Source organism: Pseudoalteromonas sp. SR43-2, assembly GCF_014163885.1.
GTDB classification, from domain to species: Bacteria; Pseudomonadota; Gammaproteobacteria; order Enterobacterales; family Alteromonadaceae; genus Pseudoalteromonas; species Pseudoalteromonas distincta.
The window spans coordinates 102010-121420 of record NZ_JACJED010000005.1; the positions used below are offsets into that span (position 1 = coordinate 102010).

The 19411-nt window shown below is 40.3% G+C and carries 21 protein-coding genes; 14 read left to right on the top strand and 7 right to left on the bottom strand.

The window, feature by feature from the left end:
* Positions 1 to 3: 3 nt before the first annotated feature.
* The 5 genes from H5120_RS06030 to H5120_RS06050 form a co-directional block, all read right to left on the bottom strand.
* Positions 4 to 540: a hypothetical protein gene (locus H5120_RS06030; protein ID WP_182673873.1), complete on the bottom strand. Its 537-nt coding sequence runs from the start codon at positions 538 to 540 to the stop codon at positions 4 to 6.
* A gap of 146 nt (positions 541 to 686) precedes the next feature.
* The gene (locus H5120_RS06035; RefSeq protein WP_169059895.1) at positions 687 to 941 is read right to left on the bottom strand and encodes a hypothetical protein; all 255 of its coding nucleotides are present in this window, start codon (positions 939 to 941) and stop codon (positions 687 to 689) included.
* A 25-nt stretch (positions 942 to 966) separates the two neighbouring features.
* Positions 967 to 1443 carry an FKBP-type peptidyl-prolyl cis-trans isomerase gene (locus H5120_RS06040; protein ID WP_039489326.1) on the bottom strand — a complete coding sequence of 159 codons (477 nt, stop codon included), beginning with the start codon at positions 1441 to 1443 and terminating at the stop codon, positions 967 to 969.
* Between the two features lie 2 nt (positions 1444 to 1445).
* Positions 1446 to 3875, bottom strand: a complete 2430-nt coding sequence (locus H5120_RS06045; RefSeq protein WP_234047851.1) for a Lon protease family protein — start codon at positions 3873 to 3875, stop codon at positions 1446 to 1448.
* Positions 3876 to 3952: 77 nt separating this feature from the next.
* Positions 3953 to 4411 (bottom strand): zinc ribbon-containing protein, encoded by a 459-nt coding sequence (locus tag H5120_RS06050; RefSeq protein ID WP_002958528.1) that lies wholly within the window; start codon positions 4409 to 4411, stop codon positions 3953 to 3955.
* Between the two features lie 175 nt (positions 4412 to 4586).
* Between H5120_RS06050 and leuS the strand changes: the two genes are divergently transcribed.
* The 13 genes from leuS to lipA all read left to right on the top strand — a co-directional run bounded on the left by leuS (position 4587) and on the right by lipA (position 17339).
* On the top strand, positions 4587 to 7175 hold the full coding sequence (gene leuS, locus H5120_RS06055) for a leucine--tRNA ligase (RefSeq protein WP_182673875.1): 2589 nt from the start codon (positions 4587 to 4589) through the stop codon (positions 7173 to 7175).
* A gap of 1 nt (position 7176) precedes the next feature.
* The gene (gene lptE / locus H5120_RS06060) at positions 7177 to 7668 is read left to right on the top strand and encodes an LPS assembly lipoprotein LptE (RefSeq protein WP_024594704.1); all 492 of its coding nucleotides are present in this window, start codon (positions 7177 to 7179) and stop codon (positions 7666 to 7668) included.
* Entirely contained in the window at positions 7668 to 8705 is a 1038-nt protein-coding gene (holA, locus tag H5120_RS06065; RefSeq protein WP_138489398.1) for a DNA polymerase III subunit delta, read from the top strand. Before lptE ends, holA begins: the two co-directional genes overlap by 1 nt.
* Before the next feature lie 21 nt (positions 8706 to 8726).
* Entirely contained in the window at positions 8727 to 9362 is a 636-nt protein-coding gene (nadD, locus tag H5120_RS06070; protein ID WP_182673876.1) for a nicotinate-nucleotide adenylyltransferase, read from the top strand.
* A 55-nt stretch (positions 9363 to 9417) separates the two neighbouring features.
* Positions 9418 to 9735 carry a ribosome silencing factor gene (gene rsfS / locus H5120_RS06075; RefSeq protein WP_002958523.1) on the top strand — a complete coding sequence of 106 codons (318 nt, stop codon included), beginning with the start codon at positions 9418 to 9420 and terminating at the stop codon, positions 9733 to 9735.
* Positions 9736 to 9772: 37 nt separating this feature from the next.
* Positions 9773 to 10243, top strand: coding sequence for a 23S rRNA (pseudouridine(1915)-N(3))-methyltransferase RlmH (gene rlmH, locus H5120_RS06080; protein ID WP_182671324.1), 471 nt, complete (start codon positions 9773 to 9775; stop codon positions 10241 to 10243).
* 9 nt (positions 10244 to 10252) lie between these two features.
* Entirely contained in the window at positions 10253 to 12121 is a 1869-nt protein-coding gene (gene mrdA, locus H5120_RS06085; RefSeq protein WP_039489318.1) for a penicillin-binding protein 2, read from the top strand.
* The gene (rodA, locus tag H5120_RS06090; RefSeq protein ID WP_182671323.1) at positions 12118 to 13224 is read left to right on the top strand and encodes a rod shape-determining protein RodA; all 1107 of its coding nucleotides are present in this window, start codon (positions 12118 to 12120) and stop codon (positions 13222 to 13224) included. Before mrdA ends, rodA begins: the two co-directional genes overlap by 4 nt.
* Positions 13224 to 13988, top strand: a complete 765-nt coding sequence (locus H5120_RS06095) for a septal ring lytic transglycosylase RlpA family protein (protein WP_182671322.1) — start codon at positions 13224 to 13226, stop codon at positions 13986 to 13988. Before rodA ends, H5120_RS06095 begins: the two co-directional genes overlap by 1 nt.
* 99 nt (positions 13989 to 14087) lie before the next feature.
* Entirely contained in the window at positions 14088 to 15251 is a 1164-nt protein-coding gene (locus H5120_RS06100) for a serine hydrolase (protein WP_002958518.1), read from the top strand.
* 174 nt (positions 15252 to 15425) lie between these two features.
* Positions 15426 to 15704 (top strand): DUF493 family protein YbeD, encoded by a 279-nt coding sequence (ybeD, locus tag H5120_RS06105; protein ID WP_002958517.1) that lies wholly within the window; start codon positions 15426 to 15428, stop codon positions 15702 to 15704.
* A gap of 19 nt (positions 15705 to 15723) precedes the next feature.
* Entirely contained in the window at positions 15724 to 16377 is a 654-nt protein-coding gene (gene lipB / locus H5120_RS06110) for a lipoyl(octanoyl) transferase LipB (RefSeq protein WP_010554695.1), read from the top strand.
* Positions 16374 to 17339 (top strand): lipoyl synthase, encoded by a 966-nt coding sequence (gene lipA, locus H5120_RS06115; RefSeq protein WP_002958515.1) that lies wholly within the window; start codon positions 16374 to 16376, stop codon positions 17337 to 17339. Before lipB ends, lipA begins: the two co-directional genes overlap by 4 nt.
* Before the next feature lie 80 nt (positions 17340 to 17419).
* Here the strand turns inward: lipA and H5120_RS06120 are convergent, their stop codons facing one another.
* Positions 17420 to 18706: a VCBS domain-containing protein gene (locus H5120_RS06120; protein WP_182673877.1), complete on the bottom strand. Its 1287-nt coding sequence runs from the start codon at positions 18704 to 18706 to the stop codon at positions 17420 to 17422.
* Positions 18707 to 18961: 255 nt separating this feature from the next.
* On the opposite strand from H5120_RS06120, the gene H5120_RS06125 reads away from it, so the two are divergent.
* Entirely contained in the window at positions 18962 to 19201 is a 240-nt protein-coding gene (locus H5120_RS06125; RefSeq protein WP_002958513.1) for an RNA-binding protein, read from the top strand.
* 13 nt (positions 19202 to 19214) lie between these two features.
* On the opposite strand, the gene H5120_RS06130 is transcribed toward H5120_RS06125, so the two are convergent.
* On the bottom strand, positions 19215 to 19379 hold the full coding sequence (locus tag H5120_RS06130) for a hypothetical protein (protein WP_182673878.1): 165 nt from the start codon (positions 19377 to 19379) through the stop codon (positions 19215 to 19217).
* Positions 19380 to 19411: the final 32 nt, after the last annotated feature.

Consider the following 19411-nt stretch of genomic DNA (forward strand, 5'->3'; position numbering starts at 1 on the left):
GCGCTAAATAGTATAGTCGTCGCCCCGCCTCTTCATTTCACTAATAACCAGCTCAACCATTTGTTGTTTTATTGCTGCTTGCTCTGACTTTAACTCCCCTAATTGCAGCTCTAACAAATCTATTTGTTCTTGCTGTTGCGTATTTTTATATTTTTTAGAGCCTAAGTGCTCTGCATCTAGAGTTAAACTCGCATCACTTTTATTTAGCTCACTTGCAGAAGTATTTATAGTTAAACTACGTTGTACAGGGCTTTGTTTAAGTTTGTTAATTTGTTCTTGCAGCGCAATAACTCGCCCAGTGAAGTGCTTGTATACTTTTTCTAGGTTTTTATACTGATTGCTAAACGTTGCGTGATCTTCACTGTATTCTTGTGCTTTGGTATCTAGAAATTTTGATAACACATATTTTGGCTCTTCCTCATTTTCTTCCTCGCTCTTTTCTTCACTCGCTTTTTCAACCGGTAGTTTATCTGATTGCGCTAAAGGTTGAGTATTTGAGCTGTGTACTTGGTATGCAATGGGAGCCGCTAAAATCTTCATTATTTTATCCCTAAAATAGCTTTGTAACTATTATAGGTATCGACCTCGCATTAAAATTCTTGAGTAAATTTTAATGTTAGCTAAAAGCAAAAAGCCCCACTTTATTAAAGCAGGGCTTATACCAATTTATTAAACTAACTCGTTGCTTACTTAGTGTTTTGGTTATCTTGTGAGAGCGCAATAAGTGCAAGCGCCGCATTTAGGCGAGTATTTAAATTATTATAAATAGTCATTCCAAACACACCAATAATACAAACTATTAAACCCATTTGTAGGTTAACGCTCATCTCTAGTAAAAAAACAGCTGCAACTAGTAAGCATAGCGCTAATGCATAAATAATAGATTGAAAGGTAAAGTTAATATCACCTTTGGCTATTTTAAGTAATTCGTCTTTATTCATAATTTACTTCCTTGTTATTTAATCACTAAGACTCAATTGCCAGTAGCTCTACTTCAAAAATAAGTACTGAAGCAGGAGGAATACTTCCTACACGTTTTTCGCCGTACGCTAATTGGTGCGGTACATAAAAGGTGTATTTATCGCCTGGGCTCATCAGTTGTAAGCCCTCAGTCCAGCCTTTAATCACTTGGTGCAAACCAAAGCTAATCGGTGTTTTACGCTCTACTGAGCTGTCAAACACCGTGCCGTCGATTAGTGTGCCGTGGTAATGCACGTTAACCATACTTGTTGGGCTTGGTGTGTTTTCACTCTCACCTTTGTGTACTATTTTGTACTGCAAGCCAGAAGCTGTTTCTACTACACCTTCTACTTTTGCGTTAGCGGCTAAGTAATCTGCCCCTATTTGTGCATTTATGCCTGCTTGTTGTTTTGCTTTTTTACTATTTTGAAATATTAAAAAACAAAAAATGGCGATAACCACCGCCAAAATTATATTGATCATTATTAACCTTTTTCGTTATCTAGTTCTTCGTCTTTTTCGTCATCGTTATCGTTATCGCCATTAACTATGTCGGCAATTTCTTTAAGGCGAGCAAGCGCAATTCCGTTTACTGAGTTTTCTGGATACTGGTCATCAATAATATCGCCAGCTTCTATATCCATTAACAGGTTAAGCGCTTGGTCTACGGTTTCAACTGCGTAAATATTAAATTTACCCGCTTCAACCGCATTAAGTATTTCGTCATCAAGCACTAAGTTAACTTGGTTTGATTTAGGAATGATAACGCCTTGCGAACCTGTTAAGCCACGCATTTTACACAGTTTGAAAAAGCCTTCTATTTTTTCGTTTACGCCACCAATAGCCTGTACATCACCATGTTGGTTAATAGAGCCTGTAAGTGCAATTGATTGGCTAATAGGTAGGCTTGTAATAGACGAAATAAGCGCACACAACTCTGCCAAAGATGCACTATCGCCATCTATATAACCGTAGCTTTGCTCAATAGCGATATTAGCGCTAAGCGTTAAGCTAAAGTGCTGTGCGTATTTATTACCTAAATAACCGGTAAGTAGCATTACCCCTTTTGAGTGAATTGCTTTACCAAGCTCGGCTTCACGTTCAACATCTATTACGCCATCGGCGCCAGCATAAACCGTTGCCGTAATACGCGCAGGGGTACCAAAAGAGGTATCGCCAATGTGTAATACGGTTAAGCCATTTACTTTACCAATGGCTTGGCCGTCGGTTGCAATAAGTGTATGACCTTCTTTTATATCGCTTAACATGTTTTCACTAATTTGGCCGGTACGGTATTGCTTACCTTCAATGGCTTCATCAATATGATGCGCATCTATAACAGTTAATTTATCTTGTTTTGCGTAGTAACTTGCCTCTGCAACTAATTCAAGTACATCAGCAAAACGCGCAGAAAGCTTATTGTGATGCTCTGCTTGGCGGTAGCTAAACTTAAGTAAACGCACCATAGCAGCTTGCGTGGTAGTGCACTTTAATGTTTGCTCGCAGTACTCGGTAACTTTAGTTATAAATTGGTACTGTAATTTATCGCTACTTGGTAAGTAGTAATCAAAGTCAGCTAATACTCTAAATAACTCTGCAAACTCTTCATCGTATTCACCTATGGTGTAATACAGTTCGCGCGAGCCTAATAAAATAATTTTTACGTCAAGCGGTATAAGCTGCGGGCGAAGTGTAAAACTACTGCCTACTGAGCTATCTTGATACGGTAAGTCGTTTTTAATTTGATGCGTTTTAAGCGAAAGTTTTAAACCATCCCACACTTGAGGGTTAGCCATTACCTTTTCAGCATCCATAATTAAATAACCGCCATTAGCACGGTGCAATGCTCCTGGCTGAATAGAACGATAACTGGTAATTAAAGACCCTTGCGATGTGGAATACTCAATTTTACCAAATATATTACCAAATGTTGGATTGGGCTCGTAAACCACGGGTGCTGCATCGTCTTCTTTAAACTCAACTAAAATATTAGGTGCAAAAAAGTCGGTAAGCATGCCTTTACGATCAAAGTCTTCTTTGCTTTCTTCGCTTTCGTCTTCGTCATCGAGCCATTCAAGTACCGCGTCTATAATTTCAACGCGTATATCTTTTAAATAACGCAGTACACCAATATGAGTTGCATATTTATGTTCTAAGTCTTTTAAAAGCGGTTTTGTGGCCTGCTCTGCAGTCGACTTTTTAAGATTACGCTGTTTTTCTTTTGATTCGCGCTTCCAGCGTGGCAGCTCAATTAACGCTTCTATTAATGCATCTTCTAGCTTTTCAATTTTTTCAAAAAACTCTTCGCGTAACGTTTCTTCAAGTTCGCCAAATTCGCTATCGCTTAATTGTTTACCATCTACAAGCGGTGCAAACCCAACTGAATTTTTTTCTTCGACTAATGCAACACTTTGCTCAAATGCCGCAATTTCTACTGCGGTAATAGCGCTGTCGTAGGCATCGTTAAATTCACGGTCGATTGATTTTTTTTTGCGTTGATATCCTGGGTTATCAAATGCAGCAGGAAATGTGTCGAGTACTTCATCTAAAAATGAATCTATGTCGTCACTAAGTTGCTTGCTTTGCCCTGCATGCATAAACAGCGCAATAGGCTCTCTGTGGTCATCGTAATTATTTACGTATAACCATTCGTTTGGGGTTGGGCGGTCTTTTGCATGTTGCTTAAGTTTATCTTTAACAAGCGTAAAGCGCCCATGGGCAGCCTCGCCCATTACATAAACGTTATAACCCGGCAGTTCCATCCCTAAAGAGAAATCTAAGGCACTTTGGGCGCGTTGTTGGCCTATAAATGTTAGTTGCTCGGGGTATGGATTGCTCATACACGTATGTACGTGATTAGTAGAAATACTCGGTGCGAGCTTTGAAACAGATAGTGGCAGCAATTTTTTCGTCATTCTAACTTCTTTTTTTACCAACATATTCGCTGGCCTTTGGGCGTATTAAGTGGCCCGCAGCCACTTAATACTTATATTTAAGGGTGCAGCGCCTTACGACTAAAATAGATTCCATCACATTCAATACACGGTGTAATTTGTGTCGCGTGATAAACATCGTAACTATGAGTGCAATTCTTACATACTAATGTGCCCATGGCTATCCATTCGCCTGCGTGATACACACCATTGTGCTTAAAATCTTGACTAAGAGATTGCCACTCAAGCTGAGTTTTATCTTCTATGTGCGAAAGCTCAAACCATAATGATTCTTTAAGCTCTTGCCATGCAAGCGAATTATAGTGCGATTCGTTTTCTTGGACATGTTCTATATCGCGCTGTAAATAACTTTTATATAAAGCGTATCTTTCTTGCCCTAAATCTTTAAGTGCCTGCTCAGATTCAACAAATCGAGTAACTGCGTCTTTGACTTCATGATCTTTTACATCTTTTAGCCATTTGGTTAAATCGCCAAGCCATGCTTTATAATCTGCCATTTTTTACTCCTTCAAAATTGCTGTTAAATCACCCTATAACTTAGATAAGTATAGGTTAACCTGAACTGAAGGTTAGAATTTATCAAAACCGCGTTTTTGACGCTGTGAATAGCACTTTATTTGGGGTATCCTAATGGCAATTTTTTATTAGTTTGCAAGAAGTCTGGAACCATAGATGCAAGAGCAATATAACCCGCAAGATATAGAGTCAAAAGTACAAAGCTACTGGGAAGAAAACCAGGTATTTAAAGTCACTGAAGATGAGAGCAAAGAAAAGTATTATTGCCTTTCTATGTTTCCTTATCCGAGTGGTCGACTGCATATGGGTCATGTACGTAACTACACCATTGGTGATGTTGTTTCTCGTTTCCAGCGTCTGCAAGGCAAAAACGTAATGCAACCTATGGGTTGGGATGCGTTTGGTTTACCTGCAGAAAACGCTGCTATTAAAAACAAAACAGCTCCTGCTAAGTGGACATACGAAAATATTGATTACATGCGTAACCAACTTAAGCAATTAGGCTTTGGTTATGACTGGGATCGCGAAATTGCGACGTGTCATCCAGAATACTACAAGTGGGAGCAGTGGTTTTTCACTAAGCTTTACGAAAAAGGCTTAGTGTATAAAAAAATGTCGACGGTTAACTGGGATCCAGTGGATCAAACTGTACTTGCTAACGAGCAAGTAATAGATGGCCGCGGATGGCGCTCTGGTGCAGTGGTTGAGCAAAAAGAAATTCCACAGTGGTTTATTAAAATTACCGACTACGCACAAGAGCTACTTGACGATTTAGACAAGTTAGAAGACTGGCCAGAGCAAGTTAAAACAATGCAGCGCAACTGGATTGGCCGCTCTGAAGGGTGTGATATTGAATTTAAACGCACCGATAACGACGAAACTTTTAGCGTATATACAACTCGTCCAGACACCTTTATGGGTGTTACGTATGTTGCTGTTGCCGGTGGTCACCCTATTGCACAAGAAGCCGCTAAAAATAGCGATGCTGTTGCAATGTTTGTTGAAGAATGCAAAAACACCAAAGTTGCCGAAGCAGACATGGCAACAATGGAGAAAAAAGGCATAGCAACAGGCTTTTACGCAACTCACCCATTAACGGGCGAGCAAGTACCAATTTGGGTCGCTAACTTTGTATTAATGCATTACGGCTCAGGCGCTGTTATGGCGGTACCTGCACACGACCAACGCGATTTTGAATTTGCAACGGCTTACGGCCTAGATATTAAACAAGTAATTGCACCGGTTGAAGGCTCAGATCTTGAAGTAAACCTTGAGCAAGAAGCATTTACCGATAAAGGCGTACTTGTAAATTCAGGTGAATTTGATGGTCTTGATTTTGACGCCGCGTTTAAAGCCATTGCCGACAAGCTTGAAGCACTCGGTGTTGGGGAGCGTAAAGTAAACTTCCGTCTACGTGACTGGGGTGTGAGCCGTCAGCGTTATTGGGGCTCTCCAATCCCAATGCTTAGCGACGAAGAAGGCAAAGAACTTGCAGCAACAGAAGATATGCTACCAGTTCGCTTACCAGAAGATGTGGTAATGAATGGTGTAACGTCACCTCTTAAAGCAGACCCTGAATGGGCTAAAACAACAGTAAATGGCGCACCTGCGTTTCACGAAACTGACACGTTTGACACCTTTATGGAATCATCTTGGTACTACGCACGCTACTGTAGCCCACGCTACGACGAAGGCATGCTAGATCCAGCGGCTGCTAACTATTGGTTACCAGTAAACCAATACATTGGTGGTATTGAGCACGCTATTTTACACTTATTGTACTCGCGATTTTTCCATAAATTATTACGTGACTTTGGTTTAGTAAATTCAGACGAGCCGTTCGACCGCTTACTTTGTCAAGGTATGGTACTTGCTGAAACATTTTATCGTAAAGATGAAAAAGGCGGCGATGTATGGATTTCGCCAAGCGATGTAAATACCGAAACCGACGACAAAGGCCGCGTAACTAAAGCATGGCATAAAGAAGACGGTGAGCCGGTATTCTCATCAGGCATGAGTAAAATGTCTAAGTCTAAAAACAACGGTATAGACCCACAACAAGTAATTGCCCAATACGGTGCAGATACAGTGCGTTTATTTATGATGTTTACAGCACCACCAGAGCAAACGCTTGAATGGTCAGACTCAGGTGTTGAAGGCGCACATCGCTTCCTAAAACGTGTATGGAAATACGCAGTAGATGTTAAAACAGTAGGTTACCAAGCACTTGATAAATCAGCGCTCACTAACCCGCAAAAAGTACTACGTCGCGACTTACACAAAGCAATTGCTAAAGTGACTGATGATGTTGAACGTCGTCAAACCTTTAACACCGCTATTGCAGCCATTATGGAGCTTTCTAATAAGTTATTAAAAGCACCACTGAGCGACAAACAAGATGTAGCGATTGCTAACGAAGCACTTGAAGCATTAGTTATTATGCTTGCACCTATTACTCCGCATTTATCACATGAGCTTTGGAAAGAGCTTGGTAAAGAAGGCGAGATTTTAGATGCAGCATGGCCAAAAGTTGATGAGTCGGCACTTGTTGAAGACGAAAAACTAATCATCGTACAAGTAAACGGCAAGCTTCGCGCTAAGTTAACAGTGGCAGCTGATGCCACTCAAGAGCAAGTAGAAGCCCTTGCGTTTGCAGAATCTAACGTAACTAAATTTACGGATGGCGCAACTATTCGTAAAATCATTTACGTACCAGGTAAACTACTTAACGTGGTAGCTAACTAATATGGCTGCATTTAACGCCATTAAAAATGGACTAGCCTTAGTGCTAGTCTGTTTTTTGTTATCAAGCTGTGGCTTTCATTTAAAAAAAGCCTCTAGCTTGCCTGATAACTTAAAACAGCTAACACTTGTAGGCGATGATGAAAAATCGACTTTATTTACTGAGCTTAAAAAAGAGCTTAAAGCGAGTAACGTAGAGCTTGTATCGTCAGCTAAAGATAAAGCCCAATTGTATTTACGCAAAGAAAGTATTGAACGCCAAACACTTTCGCTGTTTCAAAATGGTCAGGTTGCTGAATACGAACTTGCATATGGCGTGTCGTATGTAGTTAAACTCCCAGGCGAAAAAGCGATAGAAAAACGTTTTGAGCTTTATCGTAATTACCAAGACGATCCGGATCATGCATTAGCAAAAGCAAAAGAGCTTGAGCTACTCATTAGCGAGATTCGTGAGCAAGCCAGTCGTCGTATTGTTAGAGAGCTGTCGCAACTATAATGCGCTGCTACGCTAATCAACTACCGAATGAATTAAATAAAGGGCTAAAGCCCTTTTATTTAGTATTTGGTGAAGAGCCTTTTCAAGAAGCGCAATGCGTACAACAAATTCGCGACTGTGCTAAGCAACAAGGTTTTGATGAAGTAATTAAATTTACTTTAATGCAAGGATTCGATTGGCAAGAAATCATAGCCCAGTATCAGAGCATGTCGCTGTTTAGCGCCCGCACTATTATTGAGCTTGATTTAAACCAACAAAAGCCAGGCGTTATTGGCAGCAATACCTTTAAAAAAGTAGTTGAACTGGTTAATCCCGATACTATTTTAATTGTTAAAGGCGCTAAAGCCAGTCAAGAAGTACAACGTGGTGCGTGGTTTAAAGCCCTTGATAAACTAGGCGTGTTCGTACCTTGCTACCCACTTACGGGCTCTCATGTAAAACGATGGCTTGATGAGCAATGCCAACGTTTATCACTTAATATGCAAAGCGACGCCAAAGTAAGCTTAATAAATGCCACCGAAGGCAACTTATTAGCCTGTTTTCAGGAGCTTGAAAAGCTCTCGCTACTGCACGGCAATGCATTAATTACTCAGCAACTAGTTATGCAAGGGCTGTTAAATCAAGCCAAGTTTGATATTTTTGATTTAAGCGATGCACTATTAAATGGCCACGCTAAACAAGCTATAAAAGTACTAAACAAACTTGCCAGCGATAACACCGAAGTGGTGAGTATTTTGTGGGCTATAACCAAAGAGCTTAATACACTTATAAGTGTGCAACTTGGTTTATTAAATGGCGAACCTATAGCAAATTTATTTAAACAAAAAGCAATTTGGAAAAACCAACAAGGTCCAGTTCAAAACGCAATTAACCGTTTAAATATGCACACACTAGAACAAATAAACAGTGATGTTGCGTTGTTTGATGCCAGTTACAAGCAAGGTAATTTAATTGCACCTTACCAAGCGCTTGCTCATATTTGCATTAAATTTTGCCAGCCGCTCAACATTCCTATGCCGTGCCACGCGGTTAATTAATAAATAACTAATGGGTGTTAAATGATCGCAATTTTTGGTGGCACTTTCGACCCCGTCCATTTAGGCCATCTAAATATGGCGCAGCAATGCGTTAATGCGTTTAATTTGGATACGCTTTATTTTATGCCCTGTGCATTACCTGCACACAAAGCAGCTCCGGGTATTAGTACGCAGCACCGAATTAATATGCTCAACGCAGCTATTGCACCTTATTCTCATTTTGAACTCGATTTAAGAGAACTTAACCGAGCTGGTCCATCGTATTCGCTACTTAGTTTGCAAGAACTTCGTAAAGAGCACCCCACTACGCCTATTTTATTTTTAATTGGAATGGACTCATTTAACAACCTAGATAAGTGGTTTGAGTGGAAGGCAATAACACAGCTTTGCCATATTGTGGTGTACCAGCGCCCTGCTCAACATTGCACTGTAAAAGGTGAACTCAAAAGCTATATGCAACACGCAAACGCTGGCGAAGTAGCGGCACTTAAACACTCACTTGCAGGTAAACTTTATTTTTTACCTGGTGAAATGCTCGATGCGGCCTCAAGCACTATTCGCAAGCAGCTAAAAAAAAGTAATAAAAAGAATGAACTATTGCCCGATGCAGTGAGTCATTACATAGAAGTGCATCAGCTCTATCAAATTGATGCTTAAAAACTCCTAGCGTGTTAAAATGCGCGCCATTAAATTTTTAAATTGAGACAAAACCTTGGATTCAAAACAACTACTCGCCTTTGCAATGGATAAAATTGACGATATGAAAGCGCGTGACATCGTTCATATTGACGTAACTGAAACATCAGATATTACAGATTACATGGTAATTTGTTCTGGTACTTCTAAACGCCACGTACAGTCAATTGCCGATCACTTAGCAAAAGAAGCGCGTCATGCAGATTCAGAGCCACTAGGTTATGAAGGTGAAGGCGACGGCGAATGGGCACTGGTTGATTTAGGTGATGTGGTTGTACACGTGATGCAAAACGAAGCACGTAGCTATTACGATCTAGAAAAACTGTGGGGCTAAACGCTCACTCATTTTAGACAATGCTTGGAAGTAATACGTGAAAATACAAATGATTGCTGTTGGTACTAAAATGCCAGCATGGGTAGAAACGGGATTTGCAGAATATCAGCGCCGTTTCCCTAAAGATATGGCGCTAGAGTTAATCGAAATTCCAGCCGGTAAACGTGGTAAAAATGCAGATATAAAGCGTATTTTACACATTGAAGGTGAAAAAACATTAGCGGCTATTCCAAAAGGCAATCGTATTGTAACGTTAGAGGTAACAGGGAAAGCACTGGATACTCACCAACTTGCTAAAAATATGGAAAAATGGCAACTCGATGGCCGCGATGTAAGTTTACTTATTGGCGGACCTGAAGGACTTGCTCCAGATTGTATTGCAGCGTCTGAGCAAAAATGGTCGTTATCTAATTTAACATTGCCGCACCCTTTGGTGCGTATAATTGTTGCAGAGAGCCTTTACCGAGGCTGGAGCTTAAATAACAACCATCCTTATCATCGCGAGTAACCCCTTGCCATGCTAAAACATAGACCCACTATTCGTGACCACTCCGCAGAAGCAAACTTATTTGCTAGGCGAGCATTCGTGGGTTTTGTTTTTGTATTAGGATTAGTCGCAGTATTGCTTTCTAATCTTTATACTATTCAGGTCGAAGATCACCAAGACTACCAAACCCGCTCCAACGATAATCGCATTAAAGTTATTCCTATTGCACCCAACCGTGGTTTAATTTACGACCGTAACGGTGTGCTACTTGCTGAAAACAAACCGGTTTACAACCTTGAAGTCATCCCCGAAGAGGTAGACGACCTTGACGAATCGCTTGATCAAATAAGTAAAATAATTGCGATTACAGAGCAAGACAAACAAGACTTTTTAAAAGATATAAAACACACCCGCCGTTTTAAATCACAAGTATTAAAAGCCCGCTTAGACGAAACAGAAGTGGCGAAATTTTCGGTTAATCAACATAAATTCCCTGGTTTTAGCATTGAGGCACGCCTTGCACGCTACTACCCATTTGGCGACACACTAACGCATGCGCTCGGTTACGTTGCCAAGCTTAATAGAAAAGAGCTAAACCAATTAGAACAAGAAGACCGTGCAACCAATTACCGCGCCACACATGATATTGGCAAACTCGGCATAGAAAAATATTACGAAGAAACACTGCACGGTAAAGTAGGCTCACAACGGGTAGAAGTTAATAACCGTGGCCGTGTAATACGCACCCTGAGCATGACCCAACCGCAACCTGGTAGCGACTTAGTACTTACTTTAGACGTTGGCTTGCAACAAATAGCACAACACGCGCTTAAAGATATGCGCGGCGCTGTTGTAGTTATGGACGCCAAAGATGGCGGCGTGCTGGCACTTTATTCAAACCCAAGTTACGATCCAAACTTATTTGTACACGGCATCAGCAGCAAAAATTATAAAGCGCTGCTTAACCAAGACCGGCCATTAATAAACCGTACTACGCAAGGTCGTTATGCGCCGGCCTCTACTGTAAAGCCCTTAATGGCTGTATTAGCGCTTGAAGAAAATATAGTAAATGAAACAACATCAATGTGGGATCCAGGCTTTTTTGAAATACGAAACGTAGAGCATAAATGGCGAGATTGGAAACGTTGGGGCCATGGTCATGTAGATGTATACAAAGCCATTGAAGAGTCGTGTGATACCTATTTTTACGATGCGGCTTATCGATTAGGCATTACTAAAATAAGCGATTTTATGGCCCGTTTTGGCTACGGTGATTTGTCAGGTATTGATATTCACGAAGAAACTACTGCTATTCTACCTTCAAAAGAATGGAAAGAAGGACGCTTTAAAGAGTCTTGGTGGCCTGGTGACACAATTTCTGTAGGCATTGGCCAAGGTTATTGGACTGCCACACCTATTCAAATTGCAAATGCAACTAACATATTAGTTAATCGTGGTATTAATCACCCCCCTCATTTGGTGCAAGTGATAAAAAAAGATAACGACATAACGCAAATTAACAACGAAGAAAAACCCCCAGTTATTTTAAAAGATCCGCGCCATTGGCAAGTATCGTTAGATGCAATGCATAATACAGTACAAAAAATATCAGGCACAGCCCACAAAGCATTTAAAGGGACTAACTACGACTCGGCTGGTAAAACCGGTACCGCGCAAGTAGTTAGTATTGCCCAAGGTGAACGCTACGATGCAGAATCTCTTAAAGAGCGCCAACGCGATAATACAATTTATGTAGGCTTTGCACCTTATAGCGATCCTAAAATTGTGGTTTCTGTTGTGTTAGAAAACAACCACGGCGGCATTCAAATAGCTCGCCAACTTATGGATTACTACTTTGCAGCCAATCCTGTTAATCTTGCAAGGAACGAGACACCATGACCGCTTTGCACGATAAACGCTCTATTTGGATGCGTATGCACCTAGACCTACCGCTGCTTATTGCACTACTTATAATGATGGCTGGCAGCATAATGGTTGTTTACAGCGCAAGCGGGCAAGAGTCTTCTATGATGATTAGGCACATGACCCGCATGGGCGGTGCGGTTGTTGCTATGATTGTTTTAGCCCAGTTTTCGCCTGCCACGTTAAAGCGGTTAGTGATCCCACTTTATTGTGTTGGGTTATTAATGCTAGTCGGTGTACTTTTATTTGGTGTAAGCTCAAAAGGCGCGCAGCGTTGGCTCAATTTAGGGGTGACACGATTTCAACCTGCAGAATTAATGAAGTTGGCTGTCCCGATGATGGTAGCTTGGTATATAGGTAGAAACCACTTACCACCTCGCCCGCTACATTTAATTATTGGTTTTATGATTGTAATGCTCCCTACATTATTAATTAAAGAACAACCCGACTTAGGTACCGCTATACTTATTGCAAGCTCAGGTATATTTGTATTATTTTTGTCTGGGTTGAGTTGGCGTTTAATAGGCTTTTTAAGCTCGATTGTAGCGCTTGCTGCATGGCCATTTTGGCACTACGGTATGCACGATTATCAAAAACAACGTGTACTCACCTTTTTAGACCCTGAGAGCGATCCGCTTGGTTCGGGTTATCATATTATTCAATCGAAAATTGCTATTGGATCAGGCGGCATAGAAGGTAAAGGCTGGTTGCTTGGTACACAATCGCAATTAGAGTTTTTGCCAGAGCGCCACACCGACTTTATATTTTCGGTTTTAAGCGAAGAATTTGGCTTATTCGGCGTATGTGTTTTACTTAGCCTGTACTTATTTATTATTGGTCGTGGTTTATACATTGCTGTTAATGCACAAGATGCATTTGGTAAATTGCTCGCAGGCGCACTCACCCTCACCTTTTTTGTATATGTATTCGTAAACATAGGCATGGTATCGGGTTTATTACCTGTTGTAGGCGTACCTTTACCACTGATTAGTTATGGTGGTACATCGATGGTGACGTTAATGGCAGGATTTGGCATTATTATGTCAATCGCGACAGATAAAAGGATGCTTTTAAAATAATGCGACACACAAATCAGCTTATATTTACCACGTTATTAATTTTGCTTTTAAGTGCTTGTAGTAGCGGTTCTAGTAGCCGTTATAGTATGCGTCATGATGCAGCGCCATTAAGAGCCCCAACTACACTTGAGATGCAAGACGCTATAGTTACTGAAACCACTAAAAGCGCTAGCGCTAGCCGCCCATACACAGTGCTTGGTAAAAGCTATTCGCCCATGCTTGATGAGACGGGTTATAGTGAGGAAGGCATTGCCTCTTGGTATGGTCGTAAATTTCATGGTTATCACACCTCAAATGGTGAAACGTATGATATGTTTGCGATGACCGCAGCGCATAAAACGCTCCCCCTACCTAGCTTTGTTAGAGTAACCAATACAGCAAATGGTAAGTCGGTAATAGTACGCGTGAACGACCGTGGCCCGTTTCATGACGATAGAATAATTGATCTTTCGTACGCAGCCGCTTATAAGCTTGGCTACTACACCCATGGTACAGCAAAGGTTAAGCTAGAGGCCGTTACGCTTGCCGGCGCAACTGCGCGTCAAACCTATATTCAGGTAGCTGCAGGTAGTACACTTGCTAACATTGAAGCACTTGCCAGTACATTGCGAGAGCAATACAAATTACCAACAAATATCGTTCAAAAAGACGATATTTACAGATTGCATTTAGGGCCAATAAAAGACACCCCTCATGCAGACGAAGTATTAAAAAAATTAAAACAAAATCAATTTCAAAACGCGTTCTTGCTTTACACTCAGTAAGACTAATACCCAAACCAGCCCAAGATGCTCGCATCTCGGGGTAGTTTGGGTATAAAATGGCGTAACGCGAATCTTTAACTTTAACCATTAATGAGTATGATGAAATCTATTAAACATAAAATCCTCAAAGGTGTATGCGGCCTAGTTTGTACAGCCGCCGTATTCTCAGCCAGCGCCCAAATTATTCCGGCACCACCTCAAGTTAATGCGAAAGGTTATTTTTTAGTCGACTTTACAACAGGTAAAGTTATTGCTGAAGGTGAAGCCGATACACAGCTAGCACCTGCAAGTTTAACTAAAATGATGACCAGTTATGTAATTGGTACTGAAATTAAAGCAGGTAATATTGCCACTACCGATATGGTAACGGTAAGCGAAAAAGCATGGGCTAAAAACTTTCCAGAATCTTCAAAGATGTTTATTGAAGTAGGTAAACAAATTAGTGTTGATGAGCTTAACCACGGTATTATTATTCAATCAGGTAATGATGCATGTGTAGCAATGGCTGAGCATATTGCTGGAAGCGAAAGTGCATTTGCTGATTTAATGAATGCCCATGCTGCTAAATTAGGTATGAGCAACAGTCACTTTATCAACAGCCACGGCCTTGATACTGACGAGCACTTCACAACTCCACGCGATATGGCGACACTTGGTGCTGCACTTATTCGTGATGTACCAGATGAATATGCACTTTATAAGCAAAAATCGTTTACTTACAACGGCATTAAGCAATATAACCGTAACTCATTATTATGGGATGAAAGCTTAGATGTTGACGGCATTAAAACAGGGCATACATCAGAAGCTGGTTACAGCCTAGTTACCTCAGCAACTAAAAACGATATGCGTTTAATTGCTGTTGTTATGGGTACCTCAAGCGAACGAGCTCGTAAAGTAGAAAGTAAAAAGCTACTTAACTATGGTTTTCGTTTTTATGAAACAATTACTCCGTACAAAGCAGGCGATAGCTTTGCAGAACAACGTATTTGGATGGGTAACAAAGAGAACGTATCTTTAGGTATTTTAGAAGATACACCAATTACTATCCCACGTGGTCAGCATAAAAACCTTAAAGCTAACTTTGAGCTAGATAATACGCTTGAAGCACCACTTGCTAAAGGTACTAAAGTAGGTACGTTATTCTTACAACTAGAGGGCGAAGATATTGCTCAATACCCACTAGTTACACTTGAAGAAGTGGAAGAAGGCAGCTTCTTTAGCAAAATTTATGATTACTTACGCTTACAGATCATGCAGTAACTTATATCTCCCCTATTAACTAGGTAACTAATTTAAACGTCTCCACTGTGAGGCGTTTTTTTTTGCTTGAAAAATGTTAGAATGCGCCCCATATAAGCAAGACTGCTAATTGCCTATCTGTATTAAGCTTCAAGCTTGCATAGAGTCCACACTTTTGTATGAGGAGTCACCGTCGTGGTTCAACCTGTTAAAGATACTAAATTTGATGAGTACCTAGAGTACCCTTGCCCATTTACATTCAGAATAATGGGTTTAGCTAACGTAAACTTAACTGATCAAATTTTAGCTAAGTTACAACCAATAGCACCTGGCGATTACGCCCCTAAAGTAAAACCAAGCAGCAAAGGTAATTACGAGTCAGTAAGCCTTGTAGCAACAGTTACTAGTGGCAAACACATTGAAGAAATTTACAACGTGATCAGCAATATTGATGACGTACGCCACATGCTTTAATCCATAGTTGAGATTTGTTGTGAACGAAAACACTTTGATCGTACGCCAACTGGGTCGTCAGCGTTATATGCCAATTTGGCAAAAAATGCAGGACTTTACCGACACCCGTGATGAAAATACGCCAGATGAAATTTGGCTTGTAGAGCACGAGAGTGTATTCACCCAAGGTCAGGCTGGTAAGGACGAACACTTACTAGCTCCTGGCGACATTGAGGTGATTAAAGTTGACCGTGGCGGGCAAGTAACTTACCACGGCCCTGGCCAGCAAATGATGTATGTATTATTTAATCTACGTCGTTTAAAGATTGGTGTACGTGAACTGGTTACGTGGCTTGAAGAGTGTATTATTGAATCACTCGCCGAGTATGGTATTGAAGCTTATGCTAAAGCTGATGCACCAGGTGTATACGTTAATGACAGTAAAATTGCATCCCTTGGGTTAAGGGTTCGTCGTGGTTGCTCGTTTCATGGCTTAGCATTAAATGTTAACATGGACCTAAGTCCATTTTTACGCATTAACCCATGTGGTTATGCGGGCATGAATATGGTGCAAACTAAAGAATTAGATGGTCCTCAAAACCTAGAAAGTGCGGGTGAAGGATTGGTGAAACACATGATCAAGAAGCTTAATGCAACACAGGTTAAGCATACTGAAGGGTTTGAAAACGAATGAATAAACCAGTCAAAATGGAACCAGGTGTAAAACTACGCGACGCAGAAAAAATGGCGTTGATCCCAGTAAAAGTTTTACCTACAGAAAAAACTGAAATGTTGCGTAAGCCAGAATGGTTAAAAATTCGCTTACCTAAATCAACCGATCGTATTGACGGTATTAAAAAAGCGCTACGTAAGCATGGCTTACACTCGGTATGTGAAGAAGCTTCGTGCCCTAACCTATCTGAATGTTTTAACCACGGTACAGCTACCTTTATGATTTTAGGTGCAATTTGTACTCGTCGTTGCCCATTTTGTGATGTTGCTCATGGTCGCCCATTAAAACCTGATGCCACTGAACCTGAAAAGCTAGCACTTACTATTAAAGATATGAAGCTAAGCTACGTTGTAATCACTTCAGTTGACCGTGATGATTTACGTGATGGTGGTGCACAGCATTTTGCCGATTGTATTCGCGAGATTCGTAAACATAATCCAACTATTACTATCGAAATTTTAGTACCTGATTTTCGTGGTCGTATGGACCGCGCACTAGAGATATTAATCGAGACGCCACCAGATGTGTTTAACCACAATCTTGAAACTGCGCCACGTTTATACAAACTAGCTCGTCCAGGTGCTGACTATAAATGGTCATTAGAGTTACTTCGTCGCTTTAAAGAAGCTCACCCAGAAGTAAAAACTAAATCAGGCTTAATGGTTGGTTTAGGTGAAGAAATTAGCGAAATTGAAGAAGTACTTCGCGATTTACGTGCTCACAACGTTGATATGCTAACTGTAGGCCAGTACCTACAACCTTCTAAGCATCACTTACCGGTTAAGCGCTACGTGCCACCAGTAGAGTTTGACGGCTTAAAAGCGTATGCAGACGAAATTGGCTTTACTCACGCGGCTTCTGGCCCGTTTGTACGTTCAAGCTACCATGCTGATCAACAAGCAGCGGGTAAAGAAGTGAAGTAATCACTTTTATCAAAAAATTAAAAAAGCCGTTAATGATGCATAATCATTAACGGCTTTTTCATGCTAATTGATAAAATAGCTTACTGCGCTATCTTACCTTTTGTAATAGATAAATCAGCAAACCTAACACGTTCTTCATCAGCGCGAAGGCTGTCGGTTTCAACAATTGAGCGGTATATTCCCCACTTAGGACGAGCAAAATCAGCATCACTAAAGCCGCGCCACATATCTATGTTTTGCTCGCTTATATTAAATATCTCTGCATTATCGCTTAAGCGCGTTAACGTCATATCAAACTTGCCATTTTCACTAAATGTAGCTTGTACAAATACCTCGACCCATTCATCTGTAATGAGTGACCAGTCGGTTTCAATGAGGTTTTTATCAAGCCCTGTGCTGATACCGTTTTCGTCAAAGCCTGCACTATATCGCACTTGCAGCTGGTTACCTGTACTATTTTTTTGCGCACCCGAGAGCGTAATAATAGGCTGATCGTCATTACCATTGGTGTTGTCGTTACTTTCGTTACGGGCTTTTATTTGAAAAAAATGGCTAAACTTACTCGTAAGCTCAAGCTCGCTGCTTACTTTAAATTTCCAGCTATATTGAAATGTCTCACCCTCAAACGCCAGTGTTTCTTGTGGTGATTTATCGTAGGTTTTTATTTCGTTACGTTGTCTATCACTTACGCCTTTGTCTTTATCTTGGTCATCATCTCGGTGAGCTAAAAAGACAAAATGGTTACCAATTATCGTATCGGTATCTTCAATAATATGGACAACACTTTGATGATTGCCACCATATAAGTCTGGAGATTCAATTGACCCTTCGCCGAAGGTATTTTCAATAAGCGTGTATGCGCCAAGCCCCGAATTAACGCCATCTGATCGCAATAAAACGTGTGATATTTTCTCAAAGCCATCAGCTTGAGCTATTGGTGCACCTACAATTGTTATGATAATTTGTGCGCTGGTACCATCTACAGAGTTTACTGTTATTGTATCTTGTAGTGTTTCACTTTCACTTAAAGATGTTATTGAAGCGTTTAAATCGTCAAGTGTGTATGACCAATCTCCACCAGCATTTAAGCTAAAAAAACCATAGCTTGTAGCGCTATTTTCTTGTGCTACAAAAGCAGCTTCACCTGATTGTTGATCCGTAATAGTTAACGAGCCTGTTATTGCATCATTACTATCGCTAATAACTTCACCTAGAGTGTTACCAGCAATTGTTGCAGGAGTTTGTGAAGAAATCGCTTCATTATTTTGCACCGTAGGATCAGAGCCTGAGCTGCCACAACCAGTAACTAAACAAGATAGAAGTATAGCTGTAACTGTATTGCACGGTTTAAGGGTATATTTAGACATGACTAGTTCTGCGGTTAATAGTAAGTTAATTAAATATGAATTTACCAATTTATTGTAAAAATAGCCACGATTCAATTACCAATTAATATTACCAATTTACTAATATTTTAAATTTAATTATAAAATCTATTATTTTCAAAGCGATACAAAAAATTATTTCTATAGAGTGTTTATTTATATTTGTTTTAAAATAAAATTAGGTTAAACCTGAGTTACTTGAGATAATTAATACTGACATAATTATTTAGGTTCATTATGAAACTATTAGTTCGTAACTTGTCTCGTGCTACCACTGAGCATGAGCTTCGTACTTTATTTGCAGAGCACGGTAAAGTGACTACTTGTAACTTGGTACTTGATAAAGAAACTGGCCAATCTAAAGGTTTTGCCTTTGTAGAAATGCCAAACGACATAGAAAGTAAAAGCGCAATTACTGCACTTAACCAATCTACTGTTGATAAAAGTAAGATCCGCGTAAAACTTGCAGACGCATAAAGCTAACTGCAACCTATGCAAAAAAACCAGCTAATGCTGGTTTTTTGCTTTTAGTGCCCAGTATTATAAAAGAAGCAGACAGCACAAAAAATGTCTCCTGCTCAGCTAATATTGCAGCAGCAAAAAATGCAATGCCACTAGCTATAAATAAATACCCACTTTTTTTACATTGGCCCATTATGTGCTCCTTTAGGTTGTTCGTTATTTATA